Consider the following 25,524-nt stretch of genomic DNA (forward strand, 5'->3'; position numbering starts at 1 on the left):
GTTCTGCTCAATTACCTATATAACCCATTGACTGTTTATGAAGATTGGCATTGAAGGCCAGCGGTTGTTTCGACGTGAGAAGCACGGCATGGATATTTACGTGCTGGAGGTCATTAAAGCGATTCAACAACTTGACAAAACGAACGAATACGTGGTTTTTGTGAAGGATGATGAAGATCGAAACTGCCTGAGCGAGACGGATAACGTAAAGATTGTGACCGTTCCGGGCGGGAATTACGCGCTATGGGAACAGGTCAATCTACCCCGGGCGGCTAAACAACATGGCGTTGATTTACTACACTGCACCAGCAATACGGCTCCCCTGTTTGCCTCAACGCCTACCGTCGTGACAATTCACGATCTGATTTATATGGAAAAAACGGCCGGCGACAAGACTGCGACCATGTATCAGCGGGTTGGTAACGAATACCGCCGGTGGATTGTCCCCCAGGTTGCTAAACGCTGCCGCCGGGTTTTGGCGGATTCGGAGTACACCCGGCAGGATATCCTGAAGCTATTTCACCTGCCCGAAACCCAGGTGCGGGTGTCTTATCTGGGCGTGAGCCCGAAACTGGCGCAGTCGCTCAAAATCGAGCGGCTTCCGGCCATTCGCCAGCGCTACAATCTGCCGGAACGCTATTTTTTCTACCTCGGCAGCCAGGACCCGCGTAAGAATATGCGTACGGTTCTCAACGCGTTCGGCAAATTCGCTCAGACGACGCAGGGTGTTGATCTGGTTGTTAGTGGAAAGCCGCCAATATTCTGGAATGAATTACTCCAGCAGTCGGGTAATGAACAGCTTGCCGACCGGTGCCGGTTTATTGGTTTTGTGGAAGCAGAAGACCTGTCGGGTCTGTACGCACAGGCTGAAGTCTATTTGTACCCATCGTTGAGCGAAGGATTTGGACTGCCCATTCTGGAAGCCATGTCGTGTGGTGTTCCGGTGATTACAAGTACTACGACGTCGATGCCCGAAGTAGGGGGCGATGTGGCCGTATTAGTTGACCCTTATAAGCCGGACGAGATTACTCAGGCCATGATGACCTTATATAATGACCCGGCTTTACGGCAACAGAAGGTTGCGCAGGGGCTTCGCCGGGTCGAACAGTTCTCCTGGCAGCGTACGGCCCGTGAAGTACTGGCTACGTATCAGGAAGTGTATGCATCGTTAAGTTAAACAGGTTTATTGTATTCGGTTCACGGAGTACCGTTACGTGACGACCGTTGGCCGAAAAGCGTAAACCGTAACCTGAATATTCTAAATCATGAAAGTTGCGTTCTGGATTATTGCCTTTCTGGCTGTTTATACCTACCTGGGCTACGGTCTGCTGGTCTGGGCGTTAGTTAAAATACGTCACCGATTAGGTAAGGGCCGGACTGCGCCGAACTGGCGAACAACTTATTTGCCCGAAGTAACCCTGGTGGTGCCGGCTTATAACGAAATGAGTTGTCTGGCCGATAAACTGGCTAACTCACTCTCTCTGGATTACCCCGCCGATAAGCTTCACTTATTGTTCGTTGCCGAAGGCTCCACCGATGGGTCAATTGAATACCTGAAAGCTCAGCAGGAAAAGTACCCAAATCTGGCCATTATGGGTGGTAATGAACGGCTGGGAAAGATCGAAGCTATGAACCAGGCTATGAAAAAAATTCAGACGCCGTTGGTTATTTATAGTGATGCCAATACGATTCTGAACCGGGAGGCTATTCGCAACACCGTCCGGCATTTTCAGGACCCCGAGGTGGCGGCTGTAGCGGGTGAAAAACGCATTCTAACCGAAAGTAATGAAGCCGCTGCGGGTGCAGGCGAGGGGCTTTACTGGAAATACGAATCGTTTTTGAAGCGGCTCGATACGGAGCTGCATACGGTGGTTGGCGCAGCCGGCGAATTTTTTGCCATGCGGACGGCCCTTTACGAATCCGTCGAATACGATACGCTCCTGGACGACTTCATGATTTCGTTGCGGCTGGCGGGTCGGGGCTACCGGGTGGTCTATGAACCCGAAGCCTATGCGATGGAGCGGCCTTCGTTCTCGGTTATGGAAGAGCAGAAGCGAAAGGTTCGGATTGCCGCGGGTGGTTTCCAGTCTATTGTCCGCCTGACGGATTTATTAAACCCGTTTAAACACGGTTGGCTAACCTTCCAGTACGTTTCGCATCGGGCCATGCGATGGGCCGTAACGCCATTTTGCCTGCCTATCCTGGTTGTACTTAACGCACTGATTGCCGTTGTAGATGGCGGCTGGTTCTGGTGGCTTTTGTTAGTGGGTCAGCTTGGCTTTTATGGAGCTGCCTATGCAGGCTACCGGCTTGAAAGCCGTCAGATTCGCCGGAAAGCATTATTTGTGCCTTTCTATTTTACGTTCATGAACGTCTGTGTCCTGCTGGGTTATCAGCGATACCGGCGTGGTGGTCACAATGGCATTTGGGAGAAGGCCAAGCGGGCCGATAATCTCCCAAATGCGTCGCAGGCGGGTCCGGGTCAGACACCCGTACTGGAATCGGTGCCGTGAGGAGTATGCAGGAAGCGGTGCCGGGCGGTACGGAAGTTGGCTATAGAGCGGATATAACGTATAAATAAACCCGGCAGCTTCATAAGCTCATTAATGCCAACTAATGCTTTTAGCCGGTCTGGTACCGAGATATAAAAGGTTATTAGCAGCACAATAAGCTGTACCCGCACGAACCAGCCCAGCGGAAAATCACCCCAGATGACGAGTGTCAGCAGAAAGCCGACGATGAGCAGCCCGAGCAGCAACAGACGTGGCAGCAGCATGGTTTGAAACACTTTATCGGCATAATCCAGATTCCCCTGCCAGAAAGCCTTGAGACCGGGCCGTAAATTCAACTGCAGGTAACGGAACTGAGCTGCGATCCAGCGGGTCCGCTGCGTTTCGAAAACAGCTCCCGACTGTACTTTCTCATCGTATACATAGGCATCTTCAAGGTACTCAGCGCTGATGCCCTGCTTCAGAATTCGCATTTCCAGTTCCTTGTCAAAGCCGCCAACGGCTTTGACCTCGGGCATAAGCTGCTTTAACAGACTGAATTCAAAGGCCATACCCGAACCGATCAAAGCGGAAGCCAGCCCTAATGAGCGGTGGCCTTTACGGAAGATGTGGTTGTTGATTTCCTCGCTCACCGCATCCAGAATAGCCACCGGGGTATTGGTGTTTTTAGCCGTCCGGTGCCCTTGAACCACGCGCCAGCCCTGATTGAATGCCGTGTTTACGCGGGCCAAAAAGTCCGGGGCCATATGGTTATCAGCATCCAGGATTACGGCCACCTCATACGTATCCGGCAACTGCTCCAGCGCAGCCGTAAGGGCTTTCGCTTTCGTAGATGATTCAAAAGAAACTTCTATAACCTGAACGGGTAATTTTTTTAGGGACGCGATTGTGGTTGGTTTCAGCGTATCTGCAATAACGATCACATCAAAATTTTCAGCTGGATATTGCTGGCGTAGGTTAGCTTGGGCAGCTTCCAGAATAACGGTATCTTCCCGATAGGCTGGTATCAATACGGCCATGCGTCGATAAGAGCGACTGACGGCCACGTTAGACGCTTGTTTGGATTGTCGCAATCGGCCAGCTACGGCGTAAACGGCCAAGTAAACTGTAACAAGGGCCGTATAACCGTAAATGATGTAAGCGACAAGTAAGACAAGAGTAGTCATAAAAACGAAAGTTGGTTTATTAACGTGAGTGCATTATGAGATCCTATGAGCCGATGAACTGTCCGACATAAACGAGCCGCCTGCTGAACTTAGCGGGACGGTCCCGTGAGGGGTGTGCAAAAATCGTTCACGGGCATCGCGATACTTGGCAATTGAACGCAGGTAGCGAACAAACAGCACAGGAAGCTGTACTAATTCGCGCCACCCGACTAATCGGCGTAAGCGAGCTGGAATAGAAATGTAAAGCGTAATAAGCAACGAGCTTAATTGTGTTCCAAAGATCCAGAACCAGAGCGTCTGATCAACAATCACCGAAATAACCGTACAGCAAACCAGCAGTCCTAATAGCAACAACCGGGGCAAAAGCATGGTTTGAAAAACTTTGTCTGCATAGTCCAGATTCCCCCGGAATAACTCGGCTACACCCGACCGGATCTTTAATCGGAGATACCGGAACTGGGCGGCAATCCAGCGGGTTCGCTGCGTTTCGAAGACGTGCCCAGTCTGTACTTTTTCGTCGTAAATGTAAACGTCCTCCAGATATTCAACTTTAATTTTTTCCATTAATATGCCCATTTCCAGCTCCTTATCGAAACCGCCCAGTGCGTCAGACTGGCTCATCAGCCGCTTGAGCAAGCCGAACTCGAAGGCCATACCCGAACCGATCAGCGCTGACGAAAGCCCCAGCGAGCGGTGGCCTTTACGGAAGATGTGGTTGTTGATTTCCTCGCTCACCGCATCTAGAATAGCCACCGGGGTATTGGTGTTTTTAGCCGTCCGGTGCCCCTGAACCACGCGCCAGCCCTGGTCAAACGCTTCATTGATCCGACTCAGGAAATCGGGCGCCATATGATTGTCGGCGTCAGCCATGACGGCGATGTCATAATGCTTATCGGACAGATAATCCATGCCAGCATTGACTGATTTGACAATACTCGACACCTCAAACCCTACTTCAACGACCGTTACGGGCAGCTTACGTAAACTCTCAAGCGTTTCTGGCTGAAGGGAATCCGCCAGAATAACCACATCAAAATGATCTGCCGGATAGTTCTGGTGTAGGTTCGCCTGAGCCGATTCAACAATGACGGCATCTTCGCGGTAGGCCGGCATCAGAACTGCAATCCGACGAATGGTCTGGCTGGCGGATTTAGGTGTATTGGGTGATCGTTGGATTGCCCCCGCCAGCGCGTACAGACCCAGATACCCGACATTAAAGAGCAGGTAGAGGGTGAATAGCACCAGAAAAGGGTGATTAATGGTTAAGTCGAACATGGATGGGTGGTTGATATAGGCTAAACTCAGTATGAAGAAATGGGCCGTAACTTCTCCTCTGGTTCGGTCTCCGGCAGCATTTTGTCTAACTTGGGACAAAGGGCAATAAAAACCATCGTCAGATACATCTCGGCGTCGATAGGGTGCTGGCCAAAGAGCTGGTTACCATAACTCGCAACGAGAATACCAACAAACCCGCTGTATAACCCCATCATGGTGGATTTAAGGGATGGGTTACGTAATCGTATTATGTTTCGGAAGCCGATGACACAGATAATTAAAAGCGAGATAAGGTGAAAAACGAGCCCAACGATCCCGCTTTCTACCCATATTTTTACGTACCAGCTGTCCAGAGCGACCTGCCCGAGGAACGAATCGGGCGCAAACCGGTGGCCCCAGTCCCCCCCGACCCAACTCCTCCGCCAAAGGGTTTATCGGCCATGTAGCCCGCCAGCAGAATCTGGTTATTAATCCGGATCAGCAGCGAGGGGTCCTCCATATTAAGAGCACTTCGCATACGCAGAATCTGGTAATTGCCTTGGCCAATCCGGGTGAAAACGAGCAGACTAAAAGCTATAGTCAGCACGGTAAGACCTGTAATCAGCAGGGGCACGTTCCGGCGCAGCAACAGGTAAATCGGCCCACCTACGAAGATAATAAATAGCGGACCGCGCGTACCAGCGATAGCGAACCCCCAGAAGCAGATGAGTGCCAGAAGAAGATACAGGACGCGTTTCAGCATGGTTTTTGATTCCAGCACCATAATCCCGGCAAACAAAGAGACGTGGGCCATACTGGCGCCGAACTGGCCAGCATCCGTATAGAAGGAGAAGGCCCGGAACTGCTTACCAAACAGAAGGTGGGTTTTGTAACCGACCTCATTCAGCCACTGCTGCTCACCCGGCAGCAGACCAATATAATACTGGCGGAAACTCCATAACGCTCCCAGCACCGACCAGAATAACCAGCATTTAACGAGCCAATACAGATGTTTGGGATCATTAATGAGCAGGAGCCCGGCCGTAACCACCATCAGCCAGTAAAGCGATAAGCCCCGAACCGCAAAGAACCAGGCCACCTGACTTGGGGCGCGCGTATTGAAAAAAAGCAGTATCGTGTACATAAACCACACCAGTACCAGATAAAAAACCGGGTGATGTAGTCGCCGTTCGCCCGTGCGTCTGACGGAGAAGAAGATGCCGATAAAAATCAGCACCAGCATCAGGTCAATGGATAAACCGTAAGGTGCATCGGGTAGAAACCGGCTTATGCCCAGAACAAAGAAATTGATATTGAAATAGATCATCAGCCCCGCCATTGGATTGGTGAAGCAGATGCCCGCCACAACCAGTGCCGAAGGCAGAACAATCAGCATGGCCAGGGCCGCTACTTTACCAACAGCTACAAAGGCACCAACCAAAATAGCAGCGGCTGTTCCGATGACAGCTAGTTTAACTTCACGGCCCGTTGGAACGGGTAAGTATTCAACGCGCAAATTCATGACGAACACGGTTTACTAATTGGCCTCCCTGTTGCAGACCGACGCGCATAGCTGTCGGCAGCGATACGGCCGCGTAGGGTTTCATCATTCGAAATCCCATCAGCAGCCCGACCAGAAAGGTAGCAATGGACACAAAGGCCACACTCGCTACAGATTTGAATAGATAAAGCGCAATGACATCGCCAACAATATTGACGATGAGCATGAGAATGACTTTCTGGAGATTTCGGTGTGGATGGCCCAGAGCGTCCAGCCCTACACCTGAATAACGCTCGAGTGGCACTAGGGCCGCATAAATCATAAAGAAGCGCAGCACCATGACACTATCGCCAAAGCCTTCGCCCCCCAGCAGTCGAACCAGCGGCTCGGCAAAAATAAATCCGCCCAGAGCGATTGGAAGCAGTGCGATCCAGAGTTGTCCGGCAAACCGGTGAAATTCATCAGCGAAGTGCGCTAGCTTTTGCTGCTGATGCAGAGCGGCTAACTGAGGAATAGCGGTAATGACGATACTGCGGGTTGGCATTTCGACCAGTTCCAGCAGCCGCTGCGGAACGGTATAGAGCGTTACAGCGGCTGGTCCTAACCAGGCAGCAATCAGGAAGGTATCCGAACTGCGGAGCAGATTTGACAGCAGCAATGTACCGGTACTGAACTTGCCAAACTGAAACAACGCCCGCCGTTCGGTAGAGGTACCCTGGAAAAAGTCGCGGAGCCGACTACCTCTGATGAGCACCGTGCCCACGCTGATCGTACCATAGGCAATCGTGTAGGAAGCATAAAGCCAGCTGCTGGTCAGTTCGTGAAATTGCCAGTAACCGATGCCAATCAGCATTAGCTGCAAAAACTGGATGCCGGGCCGGATAAGTTGAATGGGGGCAAAGCGAGAACGGGCGTGCCAGAACCACATACTGTGAGATGCGGGCATTGAAACAACCGCCAGGAGCAGAAACCAGCCTATGGCGCCCCCTCCGCCAATATTTACCGAATCAGCAGAAAGCCAGCCTAGCCGTACGGCCTGCGGCAGTGCCAGTAAAACCAGCCCCAATAAGACTACCAGGCTGGCTGTCAGCATTGCGCTTAGTTGCCAGGCCGCGCCTACCCAGCGTCGGAAACTTGTTTCATTATCGGTATCCGTAGCGGTGTGTCGGATCAGGCCGTTCAGAATGAACCCATTTCGAACAACGTCGAATAGCGTGAAAAAAGCCAGAAACAGCGTCCAGAGACCAAACTCTTCTTTGGTCATGAGACGGGCCAACAAGCCGAGCGATATGAGGCCCAGCGCAGCCGAGGTGCCGTTACCGAGTAGCGAAACAACCGCGTTGCGCCGGATTAATTTACCCAGCCGTTGTAAGGATAAGTCCATTTACAGAAGAGTGAAGTGAAAGGCTCATTGTGTGTAGTGGGTTATGGCAAGGAAATACTCGCCATAACCCACTACACACAATGAAGCCACCAATAACTTAGGCCGATTTAACGACGGCCGTTGACGACGGTGCCGGAGGTAAAGCTGGCCGGTGCAGGCTTGTCTCGGTGGCTGGCAGGGCATCTACCAGCACCATGTCGATCCGGTTTAACACGCCCAGAACGCAGCCGTTGTGCGAAGCCCGGCGATACAAGTCGGTGAGAGACTGATCTGTTTTGGTCCAGACAGACTGCGCGTCGATAACTACCAGCGATACACTGCTCTGCACCGCTAAGTGGGCAGGGATGGCCGTTTCCATGAGGCTTGGCAGCTCAAGGAAAATATAGTCGTAGTCCGTTGGAATTAAATCGCTGTGGCCTTCAATTAAACTCTCTGCGCGTTGCGTATCCACGAAATCGTCCTGTACCGCGTAAGGAATCACCTGTACCCGCGATAAGCCCGGCGTTGCGGTTTCATCGGGAATAAGGGCGCTGCCTTCCGGATACAGATACGCCACCCGGTGGCCCGCCATGGCAAATTTGGCGCTGAGTGCATTACCAACCCAAGTTTTTCCCTGGGCCGGACGGGTACTCAAAATAGTGATCAGGTGCGGCTGCGGGCGACTTTGCTGACTTAACTCAACTACAACCGCCGACCGAAGCTGCTCAATCATAGAGTGCTTCATCGAACGCAAGCGATTGACGAACCGGCCATGAATGAGCGGGAAGGCGGCTGCCAGCGACAAACCGGTAATCTGCTCGGCGCGCTCGGGGTTCTGAATCCGGTTGTTCATCCAGGTACGGAGCGACAGCATCAGGATTACCAGGAAAAGCATTCCAACAAATGAACCGATGACAATGAGCCAGCGCGTAACGTTAGAAGACTTCTGCGGATAGTCAGGCTTATCGATCATATTGATTGGGCCGGCCATTTCTACGTTCTTCTGCTGAAGCTTAGCCATGTTCAGACCGTTCAGAACCGACATGTATTCTTTCTCGGCCACATCCACTTCTCGACGTAGGTGAATCAACTGGGGGCCCAGCGGAGCCAGTTTCTGAATAGAGGCATCATAATCGTTCAGGTGCTTCTGATAAACTTCGAGCCGAGCTGTTGATTCATCATATTCCAGCACTTTCGAGAGCCATTCGGACATAACCGACTCCTGCGGCAACGCATCCGACGAATTTCCTTCAGAGTAATATTTCTGAGCTATGTTCTTCAGGTCTTCCGACAGGCTATTTACCCGGGCCTGTAACACATCAATTACTTTGCGGGGTTGTCCCGTAACTTCGGCGTTGGCCAACCTCTCGCTCGCCGTTGATAGCTCATCCCGCTTGGCGCGGAGCTCACCGCTGGTCAGTAAAAAGCTGGAGCGCTCCTTCAGGCGCTTTTCGAGCGTGGCTACCCCAGCCCGGGCACCCCGGTTACGCATCTGTTCGCGCTGGTAGTCCATCTCGAGCGTGCTCTTGCCGGAAGCGGCTGCTTTAGCCTGTTCATCGTAGTTGACAATCTCGTTACTGGAGCCAAAACTTTGGAGTTTTGCTTCGGCAGCCTGTAGTTTGTTGGCTGCTTCGCGGGTTTTATTCTCGTAAAACTGCACCACCGAACGGGTCTCGGTAGATTTTGAATCCATATACCGGTTGGTAAAGACATCTACCAGCAGGTTAAGTGTTTGCTGGGTTACAGCCGGATCATCCGACTTATAAGCAAGCGAAATAATGTCGGTCATGGTACCTGCCCGCTTGGCAATGAGGTTATCCCCAATACCATCTGCCGAGTACTTGGAGCCCGAGGCTTCCAGCAGATCGGCCAGACCGCTGGCGCCCGGCTGACGGATAAGATTTTCTATTCGCTTCGTGGTCGAATCTACTGACCCGGGCACAACGATCAACCGGCGAAGGCTGTCGCCGACCGTTTCCTGCAGTTCCTTAAATCCTTTGGCGCTCAGCACCATTGGATCGGGCTTTTGAAGCAGCAAGTGCTGTGCCAGGAGCCGACGGCCTACCTGAGCAAGCGTATTGGGCGCTTCGAGCGTTGTAACGATATTATCCAGCGCGTTGGCAATCGCGTAGAAGTCAAGTTTGCCTTTTTCGTCGCTTCGGATAGAATAACTGGAAGCCAGACCTGTATAGAGCGTTGCTTTCGATTCATACTGACCGGCCATGTTCATGGTTAACACATAAACCGTAACGGCCGTGATGAGCGGCAGTGCTAATAGCCAGATCAGGTTTCGCTTAAGTAGTCGGAGGAGCGTAGTTATATTCATAAATTATAAGAAGAACGTTGCTTATCGTTTCAATTCGGACAGAGGTACGCCAACTAAGGTCTCAAGTTCGTAAAAATATTGCGAAAAAGAACCCCGTTGTTCCGCCACACCAGCCTGAGCCTGTGCATACAGGTTGCTGGCGCGGGCAAAGTCGGCCGGGTTGCCCTTACCGTTTTGAAAATCCAGTTCGGCTACGCGAAACGCTACCAGCGTAGCCTGCTCGTCGCGAATCCGGATCTGAAGAATTTTTTGCGCCGTAAGCATACCCTGATACAGCCGGATTAATTCGCGCCGGAACTGCTGACGGGTCACTTCGCGTCTGGCGATGGCGCCCCGATACTCCGAATAAGCCTCCCGCATCCGGTGTTTACGTCCGAAAAGTTCGGCAACCGGAATCTGAATGTGCAGACCTGCACGGTACCCGTTCGTGAGCTGGTATTGGTCGTAGTTATTCAGGGTTCCGGCGGCAAGCAGCGTCTGGTTACCTGTTTGATAGTTGGCAAACGGATAGACATACTGAAGCACAACCGTTCGGGTAAACCGGTACCGTTCGAGCCGGCCTTCAATCGATGCATCGTCTTCCTTTAAACTAGGCGCATTGCGGACACCAATCTGCACCAGACTGTCAAACGGCACCAACTGATCGGCCAAACTGCGCTGAAGGTCAAAATATAGCGTATCGCCTAAAGGCTCTGCGGCTGCACCGGGCTGGGTTGCAGTGGCTTTCTCACTCCCGGAGACCTTGTTTTGAGCCTGTACTTCCCGGGAAATCGCCATAGATACTACCAGAAGTAAAACGGACCTGACTAGAAAGACCGTACAAAAGATAGGACGCCGAAAAGTAAACATACGTTTCCTCATGATACTAATTATAGTAGTTGGAAGAGCAGAATTTAATTTCTTTGTCTGAAAGTTACGGCAAAGCGAGTTAGGTGAATGGAAAATTTAGTAAGCGATGCAGTTTGGTCGGGGGTAAAAGGACGTGATATTGTGGTAGTCGGACTGCAATCATTCGATTCTACGATTGGCAGCAACTGCCGGGATATTGCGGTCGAGTTCGCCAAGGACAATCGCGTTTTATACGTAAATCCGCCATTAGACCGCATTACGGCCTTCCGACGCGATGGATTCCGGGCGTTGCTGGGCGGCACATCAACAACCAATCAGCCCCCTCTTCGGCAGGTTTCGGAACGACTGTGGTCATTTTATCCTACGGTAATACTTGAATCAATAAATCGATTACCCGACGGAGCGCTGTTCGATCAGCTTAATCGACGCAATAACGAACGACTGGCAGCGGCAATCCGGTCGGCCGTAAACGAATTGGGTTTTGAGCGTATTATTCTGTTTAACGACAGCGACATGCTCCGCAGTTTTTACTTGGACGAGTGGTTGAAACCGGAGCTGATGATTTACTATAGCCGCGACAATCTACTGGCGGTTGAGTACTGGCAGCTTCACGGCCTGCGGCTCGAACCGGCCCTGATGAAAAAAGCGACCCTTGTCGCGGCTAATTCAGCTTACCTCGCCCGGCTGGCGGCCGAACACAATCCAAATTCCTTTGATATTGGTCAGGGCTGCGATCTGTCGCGGTTCGATCCGGCTCAGGCGCACGCCATCCCGGCTGATCTAGCCGCTGTGCCGGGACCGCGTATTGGTTACGTAGGCGCCCTGAGCGCCTTACGGCTCGATCTTGCCCTCCTGGAATTTGTGGCGCTTGAACGGCCCGACTGGCAGCTGGTGCTGGTTGGACCGGAAGATGAAACCTTCCGGGCAAGTCGGCTGCATGGCTTACGTAATGTGCATTTTCTGGGCCCGAAACCCGGAGATGAACTGCCTGCTTATCTGTCTCATCTGGACGTGCTGATGAACCCGCAGGAGCTTAACCCTGTTACGGTCGGGAACTACCCACGTAAGATTGATGAGTATCTGGCCATGGGCAAACCGGTGGTGGCTGTCCGGACGGAAGCAATGGCTATGTTTGAGCAGCATGTTTATCTGGCTGATAACCCCGACCAGTTTATTACGCTAACGGAGCGAGCGTTACGTGAAGGTGGCCCGTCCAGTCCGGATGAGGCTATTCACTTTGCCCGGTCCCACACCTGGGCGGCCTCCGTTGCCGCCCTCGGCCAGGCCATACAACAAGTATCACCTCAAACTATGGAAACGGTATGATCGGTTCATTAGGCCAACGTATCAAACAGAACGAACGGTTGAAGTGGTTTGTCCATTATTTGCTGATTCCAAAAGGACAGGCTCGCCCACGCCGGTGGGTAAGCTGGTTTGTGAACCCGTTTATGCATCCGAAAGGCCGGGGTGCGGTAATCCGTTCATCCGTGCGGCTGGATGTACTGCCGTTTCAGCCGTTTCAAATGGGCGAGGGCGCAACCATTGAAGATTACTGCGTGGTCAACAATGGCGTGGGGGCGGTGAGTGTAGGGGCCAACTCCCGGGTTGGGATCGGCTCGGTGATGATTGGCCCCGTTGCTGTCGGAAATGAAGTTATTATTGCCCAGCATGTAGTTATGTCGGGGCTGAACCATTCGTACGAAGATATCCAGAAGCCAATCCGGAAGCAACCCGTTACCAAGGCCGAGGTTGTTATTGAGGATGAATGCTGGATTGGCGCGAATGCCGTTGTGACGGCGGGCGTTCGCGTTGGCCACCACTCGGTCGTGGCTGCCGGGAGCGTCGTTACGAAAAACGTACCGCCTTATTCTGTCGTGGTTGGTAACCCGGCGCGGGTTATCAAACAATATGATTCCGACAAGAAAGAGTGGGTGAAGGTAAAACCCGTTAATGGCACGGCGCAATTCAACGGGAACGGGGCTACCTCTGCCGAGTCACCGATGGTGAAACTGTCCCAGAACGGGGTTCCGGTCATTGCCGGATTATAAAAAGCTAGACGAAAAAAAGGTTTACGTCAATACTATCGGCTATTACAGGGTCACTGGCTCGATAATCGGCCTGCTTCATAACTTGCTTCCTGATCCGTTCGTTGAGTAGGCATACCAGGTAACTAGCTCATGAAACGGATCCTATTGCTTCTCTCTTTGCTGTGTACTCCCGGGTTGGCTATTAGCGCCCTGGCGCAAAGCAACCAATCGCCAGCTAGGCAGCAGTCAACATCGGTCCAGGATAACCGACAAGCTAACCCGCCCCGGCCAAAGTTCAGCAAGCCAAGCCAACGTCCGAGGCCGGATACGACGTCACCTAAAAACCGGAGGCAACGGCGCCTGCCGCCCGATTCTTTACGTCGGGGTGGCGCAACGCGGGTCGATACGGTCCGGTGATTGGGGATAATTGACACGTCAACGCTTTCGCTATGCGCTGGTTTCCGATTCCGCCATTCGATTTTGTTATTTTTCTGCTGATGGTGCTGGCTTTTGGCTTATTGATGTGGATTCAGTGGCGTGCGCCGTTACGCCGGCAGCGGTTCAATACGGTCCGGCGGGTAGTCCGGAATATTGGAGTATCCATACCCATGTTTATCTGTTTTCGGCTGCTTCTGGTGCCATTGCCTTTACTGACGGCGATCTGGGCCGGGCAACATCAGCTGGGCCTGCTGCGCTGGCTGCTGCCTGCGGGCGAGGTGTGGCGTTGGGTACAGGCCGGGCTGGGCTTCCTGCTGTTTGACTACAGCTATTACTGGTGGCATCAGGCTACTCATTACTGGCCGGCTTTTTATCGGTTTCACAACATACACCACACGGATCTGGATATGGATGTGTCCACAGCCGTCCGGTTTCATTTTCTCGACATGATCGTCGGAACGGTTTTTCGGTCGCTGATTGTGCTGGGGTTTGGAATTGGTTTCTGGACAGCCCTGGTTTACGAAGGCGTTTTTGAACTGGCTACCCAGTTTCATCATTCAAACACCCGTCTGCCCAAACGCGTTGAGCAATGGTTAAATTACCTTGTCGTGACGCCCCGAATGCACGGTATCCATCATTCCATTGTGCGCGATGAATTCAATTCCAACTGGGGAACCGTTCTGTCCATCTGGGATCGACTGCATGGCACGCATCGGATGGATATTCCACAAAGCGCGGTAGACATCGGGGTGCCTGCCTACCGCGACGAGCGTGAACTGACCTTTAGCCAATTGTTAAAAATGCCGTTCGGGCCGCAGCGCGACTGGCAACTGCCGTCCGGCGAGCGGCCCGAAACCCGCAACTGACGAGCTGGCTTTTTATGCTTTCTTACGTTCTTCGCGTCGTTCCTGACGGGCTTCTTTACGTTCCTCGCGCCGTTTCTGCCGCTCCTCCCGGCGTTCTTCGCGCTTCTCTTTACGTTCGGCTTTACGCCCAGCGCGTTTAGCCTTATAATCGTCCTTGAAGTTTTTCAGCGCGTCCTGCAAGGTGATATTATTGTCGAACTCACCCCGGAACGCTTCAATGTACGCATTCCGTAAAACGCCAAAGATTGTTGGCCAGACGGCGGTTTTAACCTCCTCGACCGTACCGTAGATGGGAATGCGGGTGGCTACCTGGTCTTTCTTCTGGTTTTTGAGGATAGCCGTTCCGGCCTGAGCAACAAGCTCGGTAAAAAACTTGCCTACCGAGCGGTTCTCGTGCTCGTTGAGCTTAAAGATTTTCATACCCTTCGTCAACGGCTTAATGTACCCATTGAACTTGCCGTTCAGCATGGCCATTTCGCTATAAACGCTGACCGTGCCGCTCTCAAAATCAATGTTGCCGTATTCGCGGGCCAGTTCGTTTAGCTTTGTTAACTGCAGATTGCTAAATCGGAGATTGTAGTCAAAATCCGGCGTTACCTTCAGCAGGTTCATGTTGGCCGAGAAGTTCATCGTACCGCCGTAGCCTGGCACGTCGCCCGACGCGATTACTGGCGAGGGAAGCTTGTTGTTCTTGTCGTCTACGTTGCCAATATTCCGGATTTCGGCCTGGAAACTCTGGATTGACAAATCGGCCCGGGGCTGCGTAATTAAGCTGGTGAGGTCAACCCTGCCCTCATAAACGGCAAAGCGGTTAATGCTGATGGGCAGCAGCTTTTTCAGGTAAGTAGTCCAGTCAACTTCGGCCCCGGTCTGGCTGGATGCTTCGTCCTCGCTAAAGGCAAAGTTGATTTCGGGCTGGTACGTTTCTACTTCGGATACCAATCGGCCCTTGAATAAGGATTTCCACTCGACAGACAGGTCTGTTTTGGGAATATAAAGAAATGGCTCCTTGATTTTCCCATTCACCTTACGGATGCGCAAGTCATCAATCTGGTAGGCTCCCCGGAGCAGGGCAATATCAATATCTTCAACATGACCCGTATAGCCGCCCATGTCGGCCAGCGTCTTGTTGACGTACCGCAAAACAAAATAGGGCAGTAAAAGCCGGGCAATAACCAGCAAAACAACGAGTGCAATTAGGATCTTGGCCGTGCGTTTCAAAATAATTAAAAAATGGTTGACGCTCTATAAACTCACAGACAGGCCCCTATGGTTTTGAATCGCACGCTATAAGCTCATATAAACCCGTTTAGAAAGCTACCGGCCATTGGGCGCAAACCTGCGGCCATCGAGGGTTGTGTACTTAAAATCGGTAGAGCCGTTAAAGCGAACTTCATCGAAATTCGTGCCTTGGGGGAAGTGCGTGTATTTGAAATCCGCATTACCCGAAAAGCGGGCCTGCCGAAAATCAGTCCCTTCATCGAACTTCGTGTATTTGAAATCGGCCGTACGCTCAAAGGCTACTTTCTGGAAGGCTGATTCCTCATCGAATTTGGTGTACTTAAAATCGGCATAGCCCTGGAAGGTCGAGCCGCTGAAGTCGGCCGCGTTGCGGAATTTTGCGTATTTGAAGAGAGCGTCGTCGCGAAACGTATTCCCGGTAAAGAGGGCGCGCTGGCTAAAAGTCGAATATTTAAAAGCCGCGTCATCAGCAAACTGGCAGTTTTCAATCGTTACCGCTTCCCGAAAATCAGCATTATACACTTTGCTGCTGGCTTTCATGGGCCGGTTTTCTTCCGTCCGATAGGCCAGAACCTTACCCTGGAATTGACAATTCCGGAAAGTCAGTGGGGCTTCGACAGTGCTCAGGTATTCCTCCGACTCACCCCGCCAGTTGCCTTCACGTCTTTCCCGGCGATTGGCCAGATTGGTCAGGTCAAGATCGCCCGTAATCGTTACGTTCTGATACGTAACGGGTTCCTTTCGGTTAATTTTTGCAATGATTTCCCGGGCGTCAACCGTTTGCTGTGCCAGCGTTGGCGCCAGAGCGGTCAGGAAAAGCAGGAGAGACGTAAGCATCTTTTTCATAAAGAATCCTGGGCTGTGTTTAGGGAAAGATGCAAACTGACCGTTGGAGATTGCGTCTGGGTAAATAAAAACGCCAGACCTAATTCCAGGCCCGGCGTTTTTGGCGTTGTCATGACTGTGCTTATGGATTAGTCCAGCCACATTACCTTATCGTATGCCACTTCGTAGTCCATCTCTTCGAGCGGGATCAACTCTATAAACTGGCCGGTTTCGTTCAGGCGTAGCGCGTTCCAGCGCCCCGACGCGTCGCGGAGCAGCAGTCGGTAGCCATACAGCGGATGGAGCGTAGCGCCGTCGGTACGGTGGTCCCAGCCCGTTTGCAGCTCTATGGCGAACGCAATCCGTTCCAGCACCTCGTTCATCTGTCCTACCAGGCTGTCGGCACCGTCTAACTCTTCAATCCATAATACTAATCCGTCAGTACCCCAGTCAAAATGAAGCTCGCTGGGCGTAAGGCTGATGATGGAAGCGTTCATAATCGTTGGTTTAATGATGAAAGTTCTCAGGTCTGCCGTTCTCGAGGGGAACAAATAGCGAACCTCAAACTAAATCAGGCGCTCAGGCTCCAAGCCGATGTTGCCAGAGGAGCAACATCCTGCTGTTCTTCGCGCCATTTGCGCAGCCAGAAGCGGTACTTTTTACGACCGTACTCAATGAAATTCGGAATCGACGTAGCGTCAACGGCAAATAGCCGATGAGGGCGTTGTTTCATAACGCCGACAAAGACAAACCGAAACTGCCGCGTTGTGGCCCACTCGCCAGGCCTACCGCCCGGCGTATCGGCGTAGCGAAGGCTGTCGAGGTAAAAAGCAGCCTGCCGGTCATAATCGTAAGTATAGCACGACTCCAGAAACTGCGCCTGGGTGCGGGCCGAGGTCGTCTTTACGTCTATAATTAGCGCATTCCGGCGTTTGGGGCTGGTGTAGACCATATCCAGACGGGCTTTACAGGCTATGCCCGTCGTAGGGTCGGTGAAGAGCACAACCCGCTCACGTTCCGACAGACGCAGATACCGCCGACAGAAAGCATCCTGCCGGATAGTCCGCATCAGCGTATTAAGCTGCTCAGTTTGTTTCGGAGCTAGTACGTTAGCGTCGGGCGTCATATCGGGCAGCAGCTGTTCGAGGACGGTTCCGATGGTTTCGGGCTCAAGCAGGTGCTGGTGAAACGCCCGCCCAAAAACCTTTGCTTTTTCGGGAATGAACCGCGCCGACGGCACCGACCAATAGCCCAGATGCTCCTCTTTCAACCGTGTCAGATCCGAGTTTGACACGCGCGGTAAGGCGCGGTAATCCTCGCTAGGGTCAATGAGCGGCTGAGGAGAGGAAATTATTCGTTGCGAAATCATAAGAAGGAAGTGTGGAGACGACGGAGACGAAACTCCGAGAGTTTCGTCTCCGTCGTCTGGTTTACATCTGGCCCGTTGTCAGCAACTCGGGTTCGTCGGTTGCGAGAGCAAATGGGTTGTAATAATTCATGGCCGTTTTGATGTTGGCAATGTCGGTGAGCGTTTCCTGCCGGAAGACTTTTACGTCCTGGGCAAACTGCTTCAACTCCTTGGTTTGCTCAACATCGGCCATTTTGTACGAAAAATTAGCAATGTAATAAACCCCCTTCGGCTGAATCTTCGTGTTCTCTTTCTTCTCAGCAATGGCCGTAATCACAACGTCGGCCAGCGTTAGGTCATCGTAGTAAAGCGGCTCGATCAGCCGGAAAATATTGTCGACCGAATAACCGTGGAAAAGCACGGCAGAGACGCAGTTTTTTTCATCAATAAAAAAAATCTCCGCCCAGTTTTTGGTGCCCATGTTCAGGATATTGTCCGTGAAAATCCGCCAGGCAATGGGCTGGAATGTCAGCGTGCGGCCGAGTTTTTCCGTGCCGTTGATGTTGAACACACCTTCCTTGGCATCGAACCGGTACTGGCGAGGGTGCCCCTCCAGATACTTATACTTATTTACCACCTCACCCGTCAGTTCGTGAACTTTTTGATACGGTTTCAGAGCGCTGTCGCTTTGAATTGTGGAAAGTTGGCTTTTGTTTTGTGTGTTCATTAGTATTTGTTGTTTACTGTTCAAGCAGGGGACCCGTTTTGCGGTCCCTTTTGCCTTTTTAAAGGGTCGTGTTTACTGGTTTAAAATTACACAGTTTCGCGTAAAAACCAAACCCGTTTTCTCATTATTCCCGATTATTTTTACTCAGTTTTGTGTAAAAATGGGGTAGGGTAAGCCGAGTTGTCATTTCCTGTGTCCAGTAATCCTGAGTCTTTGCCCTAAGCTCTTTGCTCCTGGCTTTATGACTATAGAAATCCGCCTTCAGCAGTTAATTGACGCCTTGAACGTAAGTGTCCTTGAATTTGCCCGGCAATTGGGCGAACATCGGGGCGAAAAGGTGTATCACATCCTCCACGGTCGTCTGAAACCCCGTTACGACACGCTCGAAAAGATACTGACGGCCTATCCGCAGATTAACGCCGATTGGTTGCTGCGGGGCGAAGGACTGATGTTCAAGCAGCTCAGTTCGCCCTCTGCCGCCATTACGACCGAAGAACGTCTGCGCAATATGGAATTTCTGCTGTTTCAGTTGAACGAACGGATGGCCCTGTTACAGCAGACCAACGATCAGCTCCTGGCCGAACTAGCCGCCCTGAAAGCCAATCGGTAGCTGCGTCTGTTCCTGCCAGTGTGATTTTTGGGTTAAACAACCGGGCCTAATTCGGTGTTATAGTCCGAAAAACCAGTTAACGTTATGGCAACGACATCACCATTCGACCCCGATAAAGTTGATCCTGAATTCTACTCGCATGATCCTAACCAGCATGGCGACTCCGACTACGGTCGCGTGTCAGAAGGCGTAGGGAATGCACAGTATGGTGCCGTGCAGACGATTGATCGGGGCGACACCTCGCAGGAAATGGCGCAGGTTCGCGAAGAAAACGTTAATGTAGGCGATCCGGACCTACCAGCTGGCGAGAGCTATGGCGGTACTCAGGAATGGGACGTTGAGCCCGAAGCTATACCGGATCCGGATGTTCCAAAAGGCCATATGATGAGTGAGGAAGCCGGCCGGAAACTGGAACAGATTGCCGATAACCCTTCTGATGATGCGTTGTTTCATCGGGGCGACGCTACATATCTGGAAGAAGGCGACAATCCAAATGAAGGCTACGATCCGCATAACAAAGGCTATGACGGCAAAGATAAAAACAAGGCTCAGTAACCCCTTTACGTGTGGAACTGCTCTAAAAAGCGATCGGGAAAATAGCCCGGTCGCTTTTTTTATTCAGTAGGGTAAGCCGCCGGTCCAACTTTGTTTTGTAAACTTGCTCCAGCAGAATGCGCCAGAAGCAGGATTGCTGGTAAATAATTGGTGTGTTTTTAAACCGCCCGTTAGTTTACGCCACTCATTACCAAGTTGAGCTTTGCTAATCGAAACTCGTGCTTATGCCCGGGCAGGTCTGCTCGGAAACCCGTCCGACGGCTTTTTTGGGAAAACCATTGCCATCAGCGTCCGTAACTTCGGCGCTTCCGTTACGCTCTATCCCTCGCCCGAACTGCATGTTGAACCCCAGCCGCAGGATACGAACGTGTTCCGGAGTCTGCATCACCTGCGCGACGCGGTGAGTACGCTCGGTTACCACGGGGGCGTGCCCCTGCTTAAAGCGGCTATCAAGAAATTTGCGGAGTATTGCGAAGCCCAGCATATCCGGCTGCCTAATCAGAATTTCTCCATCCGCTACAGCACGTCTATACCCCGGCAGGTAGGCTTGTCGGGTTCCAGCGCGATTATCGTCGCTACATTCCGCGCCCTGATGCAGTTTTACGACGTGGAGATTCCGCAGCCTATCCTGCCTAATCTGGTCCTGGCTACTGAAGCTGAGGAACTGGGGATAACGGCTGGTCTGCAGGATCGGGTTATTCAGTGCTACGAAGGCTGTGTGTACATGGATTTCGACCGGGCCACCATGGAACAACAGGGCTATGGTCAATACAAACCACTCGACCCGCGTTTGCTGCCTAAACTATATATCGCCTACAATACGGATTTGGGTAAACAATCAGGGCGGGTGCATAACGACGTCCGGTCGCGCTGGCTGAAAGGCGAGGAGATCGTGGTCGATACCATGAGTGCGATTGCCGACGTAGCCCGTGAAGGCCACGAGGCCCTGCTGCGGCAGGATACCGACGCCCTGAACGAACTGGTTAACCGCAACTTCGACCTGCGCGCCCGCATCTATAACATCAGCGACCGGAACCGAAGCCTGATTGAAACGGCGCGGGCCTGTGGGGCTTCGGCCTCCTTTACGGGCTCGGGCGGCTCGATTATCGGACTTTATCGTGATGATGCCATGCTGAACCGACTCTTTGTAGAACTTCGGAAAGTAAATGCCCGGGTTATTAAGCCTTATGTTCTCTAATCGAAGTGCGTGAATGATTGAGCGAATCAAATAGGCGCTAGCTGTTTTCGCTCAATCACGTATTCACGCACGCGCTCATCAAGAAAATGATAAAAAAAGCCATTATTCCTGCTGCCGGACTGGGAACCCGGTTTTTGCCCGCCACAAAAGCTCAGCCGAAAGAGATGCTGCCCATCATCGATCGCCCAACAATTCAGTACGTTGTGCAGGAGGCCGTTGATTCGGGTATCGAAGACATTCTGATTATTACCGGCAAAGGCAAGCGGGCCATCGAAGACCATTTCGACCGTAACTTTGAACTTGAAACTCGGCTCGAAGAAAAAGAAGACCAACTATTGCTCGACGAGATGCGCCGGCTCTCGGAGATGGCCAACCTGCATTACGTTCGCCAGCGCGAACTGAACGGCCTTGGCGATGCTATTCGATACGCCCGTCACCACGTTGGCAATGAGCCATTTGCGGTTCTGCTGGGCGATACGATCATGGACTCCGTAATTCCAGTCACGCAGCAGTTGATCGATACGTATGAGCAGTATGGGTGCTCGGTGATTGCCGTTGAAGAAGTCCCTCACGACAAGGTGAACCGCTACGGAATTGTTGGTGGCAAGCCGCTGGGCGACCGGATTCTGGAATTGGATACGCTGGTCGAAAAGCCGGCACTGAGCGAAGCGCCGTCGAATCTGGCCATTGCCGGACGGTATATTCTGACGCCCGAAATCTTTGCCATGCTGGAGCAGACCCCCATGGGTAAGAACAACGAAATTCAGCTAACCGACGCGATGCTGCTGCTGCTCAAACGGGAAAACCTATACGCGCACCGTATTGAAGGCAAACGACACGATATTGGCAACAAACTCGATTTTCTGAAAACAACCGTCGAATTCGCTCTTAAGCGACCCGAATTTGCCGAAAAGTTTCGGGCGTTTCTGGTCGAAACCGTGCAGGGGCTGACGGTTTAAGAAAAGCGGCCCAGGCAGCCAGGCTTAAGCTACTTAATAGGCAACTCAATTCTTTCGTTACTATTGTCAGGACATAATCCTAAAATCTCTCAATCATGAACTACTTTCGATTATCAGCTGTCGGTCTGCTGGCTCTGGCGCTGACGCTCCATGTAAACGCAAATCCTGTGAAGCCTAAAAAAGGTAGATGGGAAACCCTGTTCAATGGTAAGTCGCTGGCAGGTTGGCATACCTATCTGAAAGCCGGCGAGCCGGTTTCTGAGAAGTGGACCGTTGACGACGGCGCTATCCATCTGGCTCAGGGAAGGGCCGGCGATCTCGTCACCGATAAAGAATACGGTGATTTTGAGCTGGAACTGGAATGGAAGATTGCCGAGGGCGGTAACAGTGGGATTATATACCACGTTCATGAAGACCCCAAATTTAAGGCTACGTACCAGACCGGTCCTGAAATGCAGGTTCTGGATAATGAACGCCACCCTGACGCCAAACAGGGCCGCGATAATAACCGCACGGCCGGTGCGCTTTATGATTTACAAAAGCCCATTAATCTTGGAACTGCCAAACCAGCCGGTGAGTGGAACAAAGCTCGTCTGATCGTTCAAAACGGTAAAGCCGAGCACTACCTGAACGGGAAAAAAGTTGCCGAATACGCTACCAGTGGTCCTGAGTGGGATGCGATGGTGGCAGAGAGTAAATTTAAGGGGTGGGAGGCCTTTAATAAATTTAATACCGGACATATCGCCCTGCAGGATCATGGCGATAAAGTCTGGTTCCGGAATATCCGGATTCGCGAATTGTAAAGAAGTAGCCGGGTTACACTAACCCGGCTGCCGCTGCAAGTCTAAACTCGTTATCCTATGACTTCCCGCCGAACGGCCCTGAAAACCCTGACTGGTACCGCACTGACGTTGCCTACTCTGTCTAATTCCTTCGCTGGCTCTATGACTGCCGAACCTCTGGCCCTGAAGGGACGTATTAACCATTCGGTATGCCGGTGGTGTTACAGCAAGATTCCGCTGGACGATCTGTGCAAAGCCGCCAGCGCAATGGGTATCAAATCCATTGACCTGACTGGTCCTGAAGAGTGGCCTGTCCTGAAGAAGTACGGCCTGACTTCAGCCCTGCCGCAGGGGGCTGGGAAAGGAATTGCCGATGGCTTCAATGACCCCAAGTTTCACGATGAACTGGTTGCCAGTTACGAAGCGATCTTTCCGAAATTGAAGGAAGCAGGCCTGAACACGGTGATTTGCTTTTCGGGCAATCGTCGGGGCATGAGCGATGAGCAGGGCCTTGAAAACTGCGCTAAGGGCCTGAAACGCCTGATGCCAAGCGCCGAAAAGCATGGCATCACCATGATTATGGAACTCCTCAACAGCAAGGTGAACCACAAAGATTATATGTGCGATCATACCGCCTGGGGTGTGGACCTGTGCAAACGAGTTGGCTCCGAGAATTTTAAACTGCTGTATGACATCTACCATATGCAGATTATGGAAGGTGACATTATTCGCACGATTCAGGAGAACAGCAAATACATTGGTCACTACCATACGGGCGGCAACCCCGGTCGCAATGAGATTGACGAAACCCAGGAGCTTTATTACCCGGCCATTATGAAAGCCATTGTTGCTACGGGTTTCAAAGGATACGTAGCGCAGGAGTTTATCCCTAAACGCGACCCACTGACGAGCCTGAAAGAAGCGGTTTTGATCTGCGATGTGTAGATTTGTGTTCTGATTTGCCAAACGGTATGGCGGTTCGGGTTCTTACTACTCGAACCGCCTTATTATTTAGCGCATTCTATGGAACCAGTTAACAGCCAACTTTTCCTCATTGTCGGGGCGGCCCTGTTCAGCATTGGGCTGGCGGTGGTGCTGCTAAAACGCCACGCCATTATGGTGCTGATGGGTATCGAACTGATGCTTAATGCAGTCAATATCAACTTAGTGGCTTTTAGCCAGTACGACCCTGACCGCCTACAGGGACAAATGCTGAGCCTGTTTGTGATGGTTGTTGCGGCTGCTGAGTCGGCGGTCGCGCTGGCCATTGTGCTGCAGGTATATCGGCATTTCCGCACGGCGCAGTTAGATGACCTGAATGAATTGAAACAATAGGCTGTACCGTGGAGCAGATTCGGCACCTGAAATTCTTCAGTCAACATCCTCTGATTACATGAATCCTCAGTTTGAACCAATCATTGATGGTATCGTAAATGACGGCTACGGCATCGTCGATTACTTTCTAACTTCGTCTGAGGTAGCGGCCCTCGCTGCGCGGTTACACGAACGTAGGGCGGCTGGTCAGTTCCGGGCTGCCGGCATAGGGAACCAGCACGTAACGGTTGAGCATGCCATTCGGGGTGACGAGATTCTGTGGCTCGATGAAGCGACCGCAACGCCAGAAGAACTGGCCTTTCTGAACCGCATTGGCGAGTTTGTTGACTATGTGAACCGGACGTGCTATCTGGGGCTGCGTGATTACGAATTCCACTACGCTCTTTACCCCGCCGGCACGTTCTATAAACGTCACCTCGATCAGTTTCGGAGCGATTCACGCCGGAAACTTTCGGTTATTTGTTACCTCAACACCGACTGGCAGGAAGCCGACGGTGGGCAGTTAGCCCTTTTTTTACCCGACGGCAGTTCTGAGCGGGAAGAGGTGGTTTTACCCGTAGGTGGCCGGCTGGTCTGCTTCGAAAGCGGCCGGCTCGAACATGAGGTTCGCCCCGCCACCCGTGAACGGTTGAGTCTGACAGGCTGGCTAAAAACCGGTTAGCTTATCGCTTGAGCATTTTAATCAGAAACTTCGGTACAAATCGCCCCAGTCGCCGTACTGATAAGGGAAGAGTGTAGCGTTTCGGATACCCTTCACTGTCGTAAGCCAGGGCCTGATCAAAATACTTATTGTCGACGGGATGACCAGTGGCAATGTTCGTAATCTTACGGACGTACAGTTTGTCAATTGTAGCGTCGGAACGTAACGGAGTGTAATACACGCAGTTTTCGAAGAAATAGTGCGTTACCTGGCTGTGCCGTGTTGAGCCGGGCGTCAGGATTTTTTCGCCCCCGTGCAGCAGGTTGGCCGACCAGATAATAGCTTTTCCCTTGGGCATATTCAGAGTAGCTTTCTTCAGTCCGTGGGCCTGAATGATTTCGGCCAGCCGTTCTTCATACTGTTTATACGTACCGCCATAAATTTCTTCAACCGTTTGGGCCTCGGAGCCTTTCAGGCCCATGTCGATCAGGTCGTAAAACGGCAGTTTATGACTACCGGGGTAGTAGTGAAGCGGGCCGTTATCAGCCCGTACGTCTTCAAGCGCAACCCACACGCCACACATGAACCGCTGCGGAATGGAGTTGAAATGAATGGAATCCGAATGGGTACGTTGCTGGGTGCCAACCGGAAAATTCAGCGTCTGGAAGGGAATTGGCTCCCGGCGGTAAAGCAGCCGAAGCATTTCCATAATTTTGGGCGCGGTGGCAATCTGCCGTACGGCCGGAACCGTCTGCCAGGCGTCCTGCTTTCGTAAGTCATTGCCGTAAAGCGGCTGAACGCCCGCTAAAGCCGCGTCGAGGATGGTCTCATCAATTTCAGGGTCGAAAATTAGAAAGCCTTCTTCTGCGTACTGGCGCACCTGCTCGGCCAGTTGTGGATCGAGATTCGCTTTTTGTAGTTCCTGGTTGAAAAACGGGGATTCTACCCAGGGTAGATTGATGGTTGTGGCCGTTGTCATAAAAGATGGTTATGGTTCAGGAAA

26 protein-coding genes are annotated in these 25,524 nt (G+C 52.0%); 13 read left to right on the forward strand and 13 right to left on the reverse strand.

What is annotated here, in order from left to right:
• The first annotated feature begins 37 nt into the window (after positions 1-37).
• Together HNV11_RS01540 and HNV11_RS01545 are read left to right on the forward strand one after the other, a co-directional pair.
• Positions 38-1,177, forward strand: coding sequence for a glycosyltransferase family 4 protein (locus HNV11_RS01540; RefSeq protein WP_171737986.1), 1,140 nt, complete (start codon positions 38-40; stop codon positions 1,175-1,177).
• Between the two features lie 88 nt (positions 1,178-1,265).
• Complete coding sequence (locus HNV11_RS01545) at positions 1,266-2,513, forward strand: glycosyltransferase family 2 protein (protein ID WP_171737987.1); 1,248 nt, start codon at positions 1,266-1,268, stop codon at positions 2,511-2,513.
• Here HNV11_RS01545 and HNV11_RS01550 read toward each other — a convergent pair.
• The 7 genes from HNV11_RS01550 to HNV11_RS01580 all read right to left on the reverse strand — a co-directional run bounded on the left by HNV11_RS01550 (position 2,483) and on the right by HNV11_RS01580 (position 10,897).
• Positions 2,483-3,676, reverse strand: a complete 1,194-nt coding sequence (locus tag HNV11_RS01550) for a glycosyltransferase (protein WP_171737988.1) — start codon at positions 3,674-3,676, stop codon at positions 2,483-2,485. The genes HNV11_RS01545 and HNV11_RS01550 overlap by 31 nt on opposite strands.
• A gap of 33 nt (positions 3,677-3,709) precedes the next feature.
• Complete coding sequence (locus HNV11_RS01555) at positions 3,710-4,951, reverse strand: glycosyltransferase family 2 protein (RefSeq protein WP_171737989.1); 1,242 nt, start codon at positions 4,949-4,951, stop codon at positions 3,710-3,712.
• Between the two features lie 26 nt (positions 4,952-4,977).
• Entirely contained in the window at positions 4,978-5,166 is a 189-nt protein-coding gene (locus HNV11_RS01560; RefSeq protein ID WP_171737990.1) for a hypothetical protein, read from the reverse strand.
• 119 nt (positions 5,167-5,285) lie between these two features.
• Positions 5,286-6,452, reverse strand: a complete 1,167-nt coding sequence (locus HNV11_RS01565) for an O-antigen ligase domain-containing protein (RefSeq protein WP_171737991.1) — start codon at positions 6,450-6,452, stop codon at positions 5,286-5,288.
• Positions 6,436-7,815: a lipopolysaccharide biosynthesis protein gene (locus HNV11_RS01570; protein WP_171737992.1), complete on the reverse strand. Its 1,380-nt coding sequence runs from the start codon at positions 7,813-7,815 to the stop codon at positions 6,436-6,438. The genes HNV11_RS01565 and HNV11_RS01570 overlap by 17 nt, the downstream gene beginning before the upstream one ends.
• Before the next feature lie 97 nt (positions 7,816-7,912).
• Positions 7,913-10,120: a GumC family protein gene (locus HNV11_RS01575; protein WP_171737993.1), complete on the reverse strand. Its 2,208-nt coding sequence runs from the start codon at positions 10,118-10,120 to the stop codon at positions 7,913-7,915.
• 21 nt (positions 10,121-10,141) lie between these two features.
• Positions 10,142-10,897, reverse strand: a complete 756-nt coding sequence (locus tag HNV11_RS01580) for a TolC family protein (protein WP_171737994.1) — start codon at positions 10,895-10,897, stop codon at positions 10,142-10,144.
• Positions 10,898-11,056: 159 nt separating this feature from the next.
• On the opposite strand from HNV11_RS01580, the gene HNV11_RS01585 reads away from it, so the two are divergent.
• From HNV11_RS01585 to HNV11_RS01595, 3 genes are all read left to right on the forward strand, one after another.
• The gene (locus HNV11_RS01585) at positions 11,057-12,295 is read left to right on the forward strand and encodes a glycosyltransferase (protein WP_171737995.1); all 1,239 of its coding nucleotides are present in this window, start codon (positions 11,057-11,059) and stop codon (positions 12,293-12,295) included.
• Complete coding sequence (locus HNV11_RS01590) at positions 12,292-13,017, forward strand: acyltransferase (protein WP_171737996.1); 726 nt, start codon at positions 12,292-12,294, stop codon at positions 13,015-13,017. The genes HNV11_RS01585 and HNV11_RS01590 overlap by 4 nt, the downstream gene beginning before the upstream one ends.
• Before the next feature lie 428 nt (positions 13,018-13,445).
• Positions 13,446-14,300 (forward strand): sterol desaturase family protein, encoded by an 855-nt coding sequence (locus HNV11_RS01595; RefSeq protein WP_171737997.1) that lies wholly within the window; start codon positions 13,446-13,448, stop codon positions 14,298-14,300.
• 12 nt (positions 14,301-14,312) lie between these two features.
• On the opposite strand, the gene HNV11_RS01600 is transcribed toward HNV11_RS01595, so the two are convergent.
• From HNV11_RS01600 to HNV11_RS01620, 5 genes are all read right to left on the reverse strand, one after another.
• A complete protein-coding gene (locus HNV11_RS01600) occupies positions 14,313-15,521 on the reverse strand; it encodes a DUF748 domain-containing protein (protein ID WP_171737998.1) in 1,209 nt (402 codons plus the stop codon).
• A gap of 96 nt (positions 15,522-15,617) precedes the next feature.
• Positions 15,618-16,388 (reverse strand): pentapeptide repeat-containing protein, encoded by a 771-nt coding sequence (locus HNV11_RS01605; protein ID WP_171737999.1) that lies wholly within the window; start codon positions 16,386-16,388, stop codon positions 15,618-15,620.
• A gap of 128 nt (positions 16,389-16,516) precedes the next feature.
• Positions 16,517-16,864 carry a hypothetical protein gene (locus HNV11_RS01610; protein ID WP_171738000.1) on the reverse strand — a complete coding sequence of 116 codons (348 nt, stop codon included), beginning with the start codon at positions 16,862-16,864 and terminating at the stop codon, positions 16,517-16,519.
• A gap of 74 nt (positions 16,865-16,938) precedes the next feature.
• Complete coding sequence (locus tag HNV11_RS01615) at positions 16,939-17,736, reverse strand: PD-(D/E)XK nuclease-like domain-containing protein (RefSeq protein WP_171738001.1); 798 nt, start codon at positions 17,734-17,736, stop codon at positions 16,939-16,941.
• A 61-nt stretch (positions 17,737-17,797) separates the two neighbouring features.
• Positions 17,798-18,442 carry a hypothetical protein gene (locus HNV11_RS01620; protein WP_171738002.1) on the reverse strand — a complete coding sequence of 215 codons (645 nt, stop codon included), beginning with the start codon at positions 18,440-18,442 and terminating at the stop codon, positions 17,798-17,800.
• A 241-nt stretch (positions 18,443-18,683) separates the two neighbouring features.
• Between HNV11_RS01620 and HNV11_RS01625 the strand changes: the two genes are divergently transcribed.
• The 8 genes from HNV11_RS01625 (at position 18,684) to HNV11_RS01660 (ending at position 24,542) form a co-directional block, all read left to right on the forward strand.
• Positions 18,684-19,052 (forward strand): XRE family transcriptional regulator, encoded by a 369-nt coding sequence (locus tag HNV11_RS01625; protein ID WP_171738003.1) that lies wholly within the window; start codon positions 18,684-18,686, stop codon positions 19,050-19,052.
• Positions 19,053-19,136: 84 nt separating this feature from the next.
• A complete protein-coding gene (locus tag HNV11_RS01630) occupies positions 19,137-19,607 on the forward strand; it encodes a hypothetical protein (RefSeq protein ID WP_171738004.1) in 471 nt (156 codons plus the stop codon).
• 202 nt (positions 19,608-19,809) lie between these two features.
• On the forward strand, positions 19,810-20,805 hold the full coding sequence (locus tag HNV11_RS01635; RefSeq protein ID WP_171738005.1) for a mevalonate kinase family protein: 996 nt from the start codon (positions 19,810-19,812) through the stop codon (positions 20,803-20,805).
• An 86-nt stretch (positions 20,806-20,891) separates the two neighbouring features.
• Entirely contained in the window at positions 20,892-21,764 is an 873-nt protein-coding gene (gene galU, locus HNV11_RS01640; protein ID WP_171738006.1) for a UTP--glucose-1-phosphate uridylyltransferase GalU, read from the forward strand.
• 95 nt (positions 21,765-21,859) lie between these two features.
• Positions 21,860-22,567, forward strand: a complete 708-nt coding sequence (locus tag HNV11_RS01645) for a 3-keto-disaccharide hydrolase (protein ID WP_171738007.1) — start codon at positions 21,860-21,862, stop codon at positions 22,565-22,567.
• A 57-nt stretch (positions 22,568-22,624) separates the two neighbouring features.
• Positions 22,625-23,491 (forward strand): hydroxypyruvate isomerase family protein, encoded by an 867-nt coding sequence (locus tag HNV11_RS01650; RefSeq protein ID WP_171738008.1) that lies wholly within the window; start codon positions 22,625-22,627, stop codon positions 23,489-23,491.
• 78 nt (positions 23,492-23,569) lie between these two features.
• Entirely contained in the window at positions 23,570-23,881 is a 312-nt protein-coding gene (nuoK, locus tag HNV11_RS01655) for an NADH-quinone oxidoreductase subunit NuoK (RefSeq protein ID WP_171738009.1), read from the forward strand.
• 58 nt (positions 23,882-23,939) lie between these two features.
• Complete coding sequence (locus HNV11_RS01660) at positions 23,940-24,542, forward strand: 2OG-Fe(II) oxygenase (RefSeq protein ID WP_171738010.1); 603 nt, start codon at positions 23,940-23,942, stop codon at positions 24,540-24,542.
• A gap of 1 nt (position 24,543) precedes the next feature.
• On the opposite strand, the gene HNV11_RS01665 is transcribed toward HNV11_RS01660, so the two are convergent.
• The gene (locus HNV11_RS01665; RefSeq protein ID WP_171738011.1) at positions 24,544-25,500 is read right to left on the reverse strand and encodes a phytanoyl-CoA dioxygenase family protein; all 957 of its coding nucleotides are present in this window, start codon (positions 25,498-25,500) and stop codon (positions 24,544-24,546) included.
• Positions 25,501-25,524 lie beyond the last annotated feature (24 nt).

Source organism: Spirosoma taeanense (assembly GCF_013127955.1).
Classification (GTDB): domain Bacteria; phylum Bacteroidota; class Bacteroidia; order Cytophagales; family Spirosomataceae; genus Spirosoma; species Spirosoma taeanense.

Bases quoted from the DNA above. Each gene is read 5' to 3' on its own strand.
- HNV11_RS01540 (WP_171737986.1), top strand. From the start codon at position 38: ATGAAGATTGGCATTGAAGGCCAGCGGTTGTTTCGACGTGAGAAGCAC.
- HNV11_RS01545 (WP_171737987.1), top strand. From the start codon at position 1,266: ATGAAAGTTGCGTTCTGGATTATTGCCTTTCTGGCTGTTTATACCTAC.
- HNV11_RS01550 (WP_171737988.1), bottom strand. From the start codon at position 3,676: ATGACTACTCTTGTCTTACTTGTCGCTTACATCATTTACGGTTATACG.
- HNV11_RS01555 (WP_171737989.1), bottom strand. From the start codon at position 4,951: ATGTTCGACTTAACCATTAATCACCCTTTTCTGGTGCTATTCACCCTC.
- HNV11_RS01560 (WP_171737990.1), bottom strand. From the start codon at position 5,166: ATGATGGGGTTATACAGCGGGTTTGTTGGTATTCTCGTTGCGAGTTAT.
- HNV11_RS01565 (WP_171737991.1), bottom strand. From the start codon at position 6,452: ATGAATTTGCGCGTTGAATACTTACCCGTTCCAACGGGCCGTGAAGTT.
- HNV11_RS01570 (WP_171737992.1), bottom strand. From the start codon at position 7,815: ATGGACTTATCCTTACAACGGCTGGGTAAATTAATCCGGCGCAACGCG.
- HNV11_RS01575 (WP_171737993.1), bottom strand. From the start codon at position 10,120: ATGAATATAACTACGCTCCTCCGACTACTTAAGCGAAACCTGATCTGG.
- HNV11_RS01580 (WP_171737994.1), bottom strand. From the start codon at position 10,897: ATGGCGATTTCCCGGGAAGTACAGGCTCAAAACAAGGTCTCCGGGAGT.
- HNV11_RS01585 (WP_171737995.1), top strand. From the start codon at position 11,057: ATGGAAAATTTAGTAAGCGATGCAGTTTGGTCGGGGGTAAAAGGACGT.
- HNV11_RS01590 (WP_171737996.1), top strand. From the start codon at position 12,292: ATGATCGGTTCATTAGGCCAACGTATCAAACAGAACGAACGGTTGAAG.
- HNV11_RS01595 (WP_171737997.1), top strand. From the start codon at position 13,446: ATGCGCTGGTTTCCGATTCCGCCATTCGATTTTGTTATTTTTCTGCTG.
- HNV11_RS01605 (WP_171737999.1), bottom strand. From the start codon at position 16,388: ATGAAAAAGATGCTTACGTCTCTCCTGCTTTTCCTGACCGCTCTGGCG.
- HNV11_RS01610 (WP_171738000.1), bottom strand. From the start codon at position 16,864: ATGAACGCTTCCATCATCAGCCTTACGCCCAGCGAGCTTCATTTTGAC.
- HNV11_RS01615 (WP_171738001.1), bottom strand. From the start codon at position 17,736: ATGATTTCGCAACGAATAATTTCCTCTCCTCAGCCGCTCATTGACCCT.
- HNV11_RS01620 (WP_171738002.1), bottom strand. From the start codon at position 18,442: ATGAACACACAAAACAAAAGCCAACTTTCCACAATTCAAAGCGACAGC.
- HNV11_RS01625 (WP_171738003.1), top strand. From the start codon at position 18,684: ATGACTATAGAAATCCGCCTTCAGCAGTTAATTGACGCCTTGAACGTA.
- HNV11_RS01630 (WP_171738004.1), top strand. From the start codon at position 19,137: ATGGCAACGACATCACCATTCGACCCCGATAAAGTTGATCCTGAATTC.
- galU (WP_171738006.1), top strand. From the start codon at position 20,892: ATGATAAAAAAAGCCATTATTCCTGCTGCCGGACTGGGAACCCGGTTT.
- HNV11_RS01645 (WP_171738007.1), top strand. From the start codon at position 21,860: ATGAACTACTTTCGATTATCAGCTGTCGGTCTGCTGGCTCTGGCGCTG.
- HNV11_RS01650 (WP_171738008.1), top strand. From the start codon at position 22,625: ATGACTTCCCGCCGAACGGCCCTGAAAACCCTGACTGGTACCGCACTG.
- nuoK (WP_171738009.1), top strand. From the start codon at position 23,570: ATGGAACCAGTTAACAGCCAACTTTTCCTCATTGTCGGGGCGGCCCTG.
- HNV11_RS01660 (WP_171738010.1), top strand. From the start codon at position 23,940: ATGAATCCTCAGTTTGAACCAATCATTGATGGTATCGTAAATGACGGC.
- HNV11_RS01665 (WP_171738011.1), bottom strand. From the start codon at position 25,500: ATGACAACGGCCACAACCATCAATCTACCCTGGGTAGAATCCCCGTTT.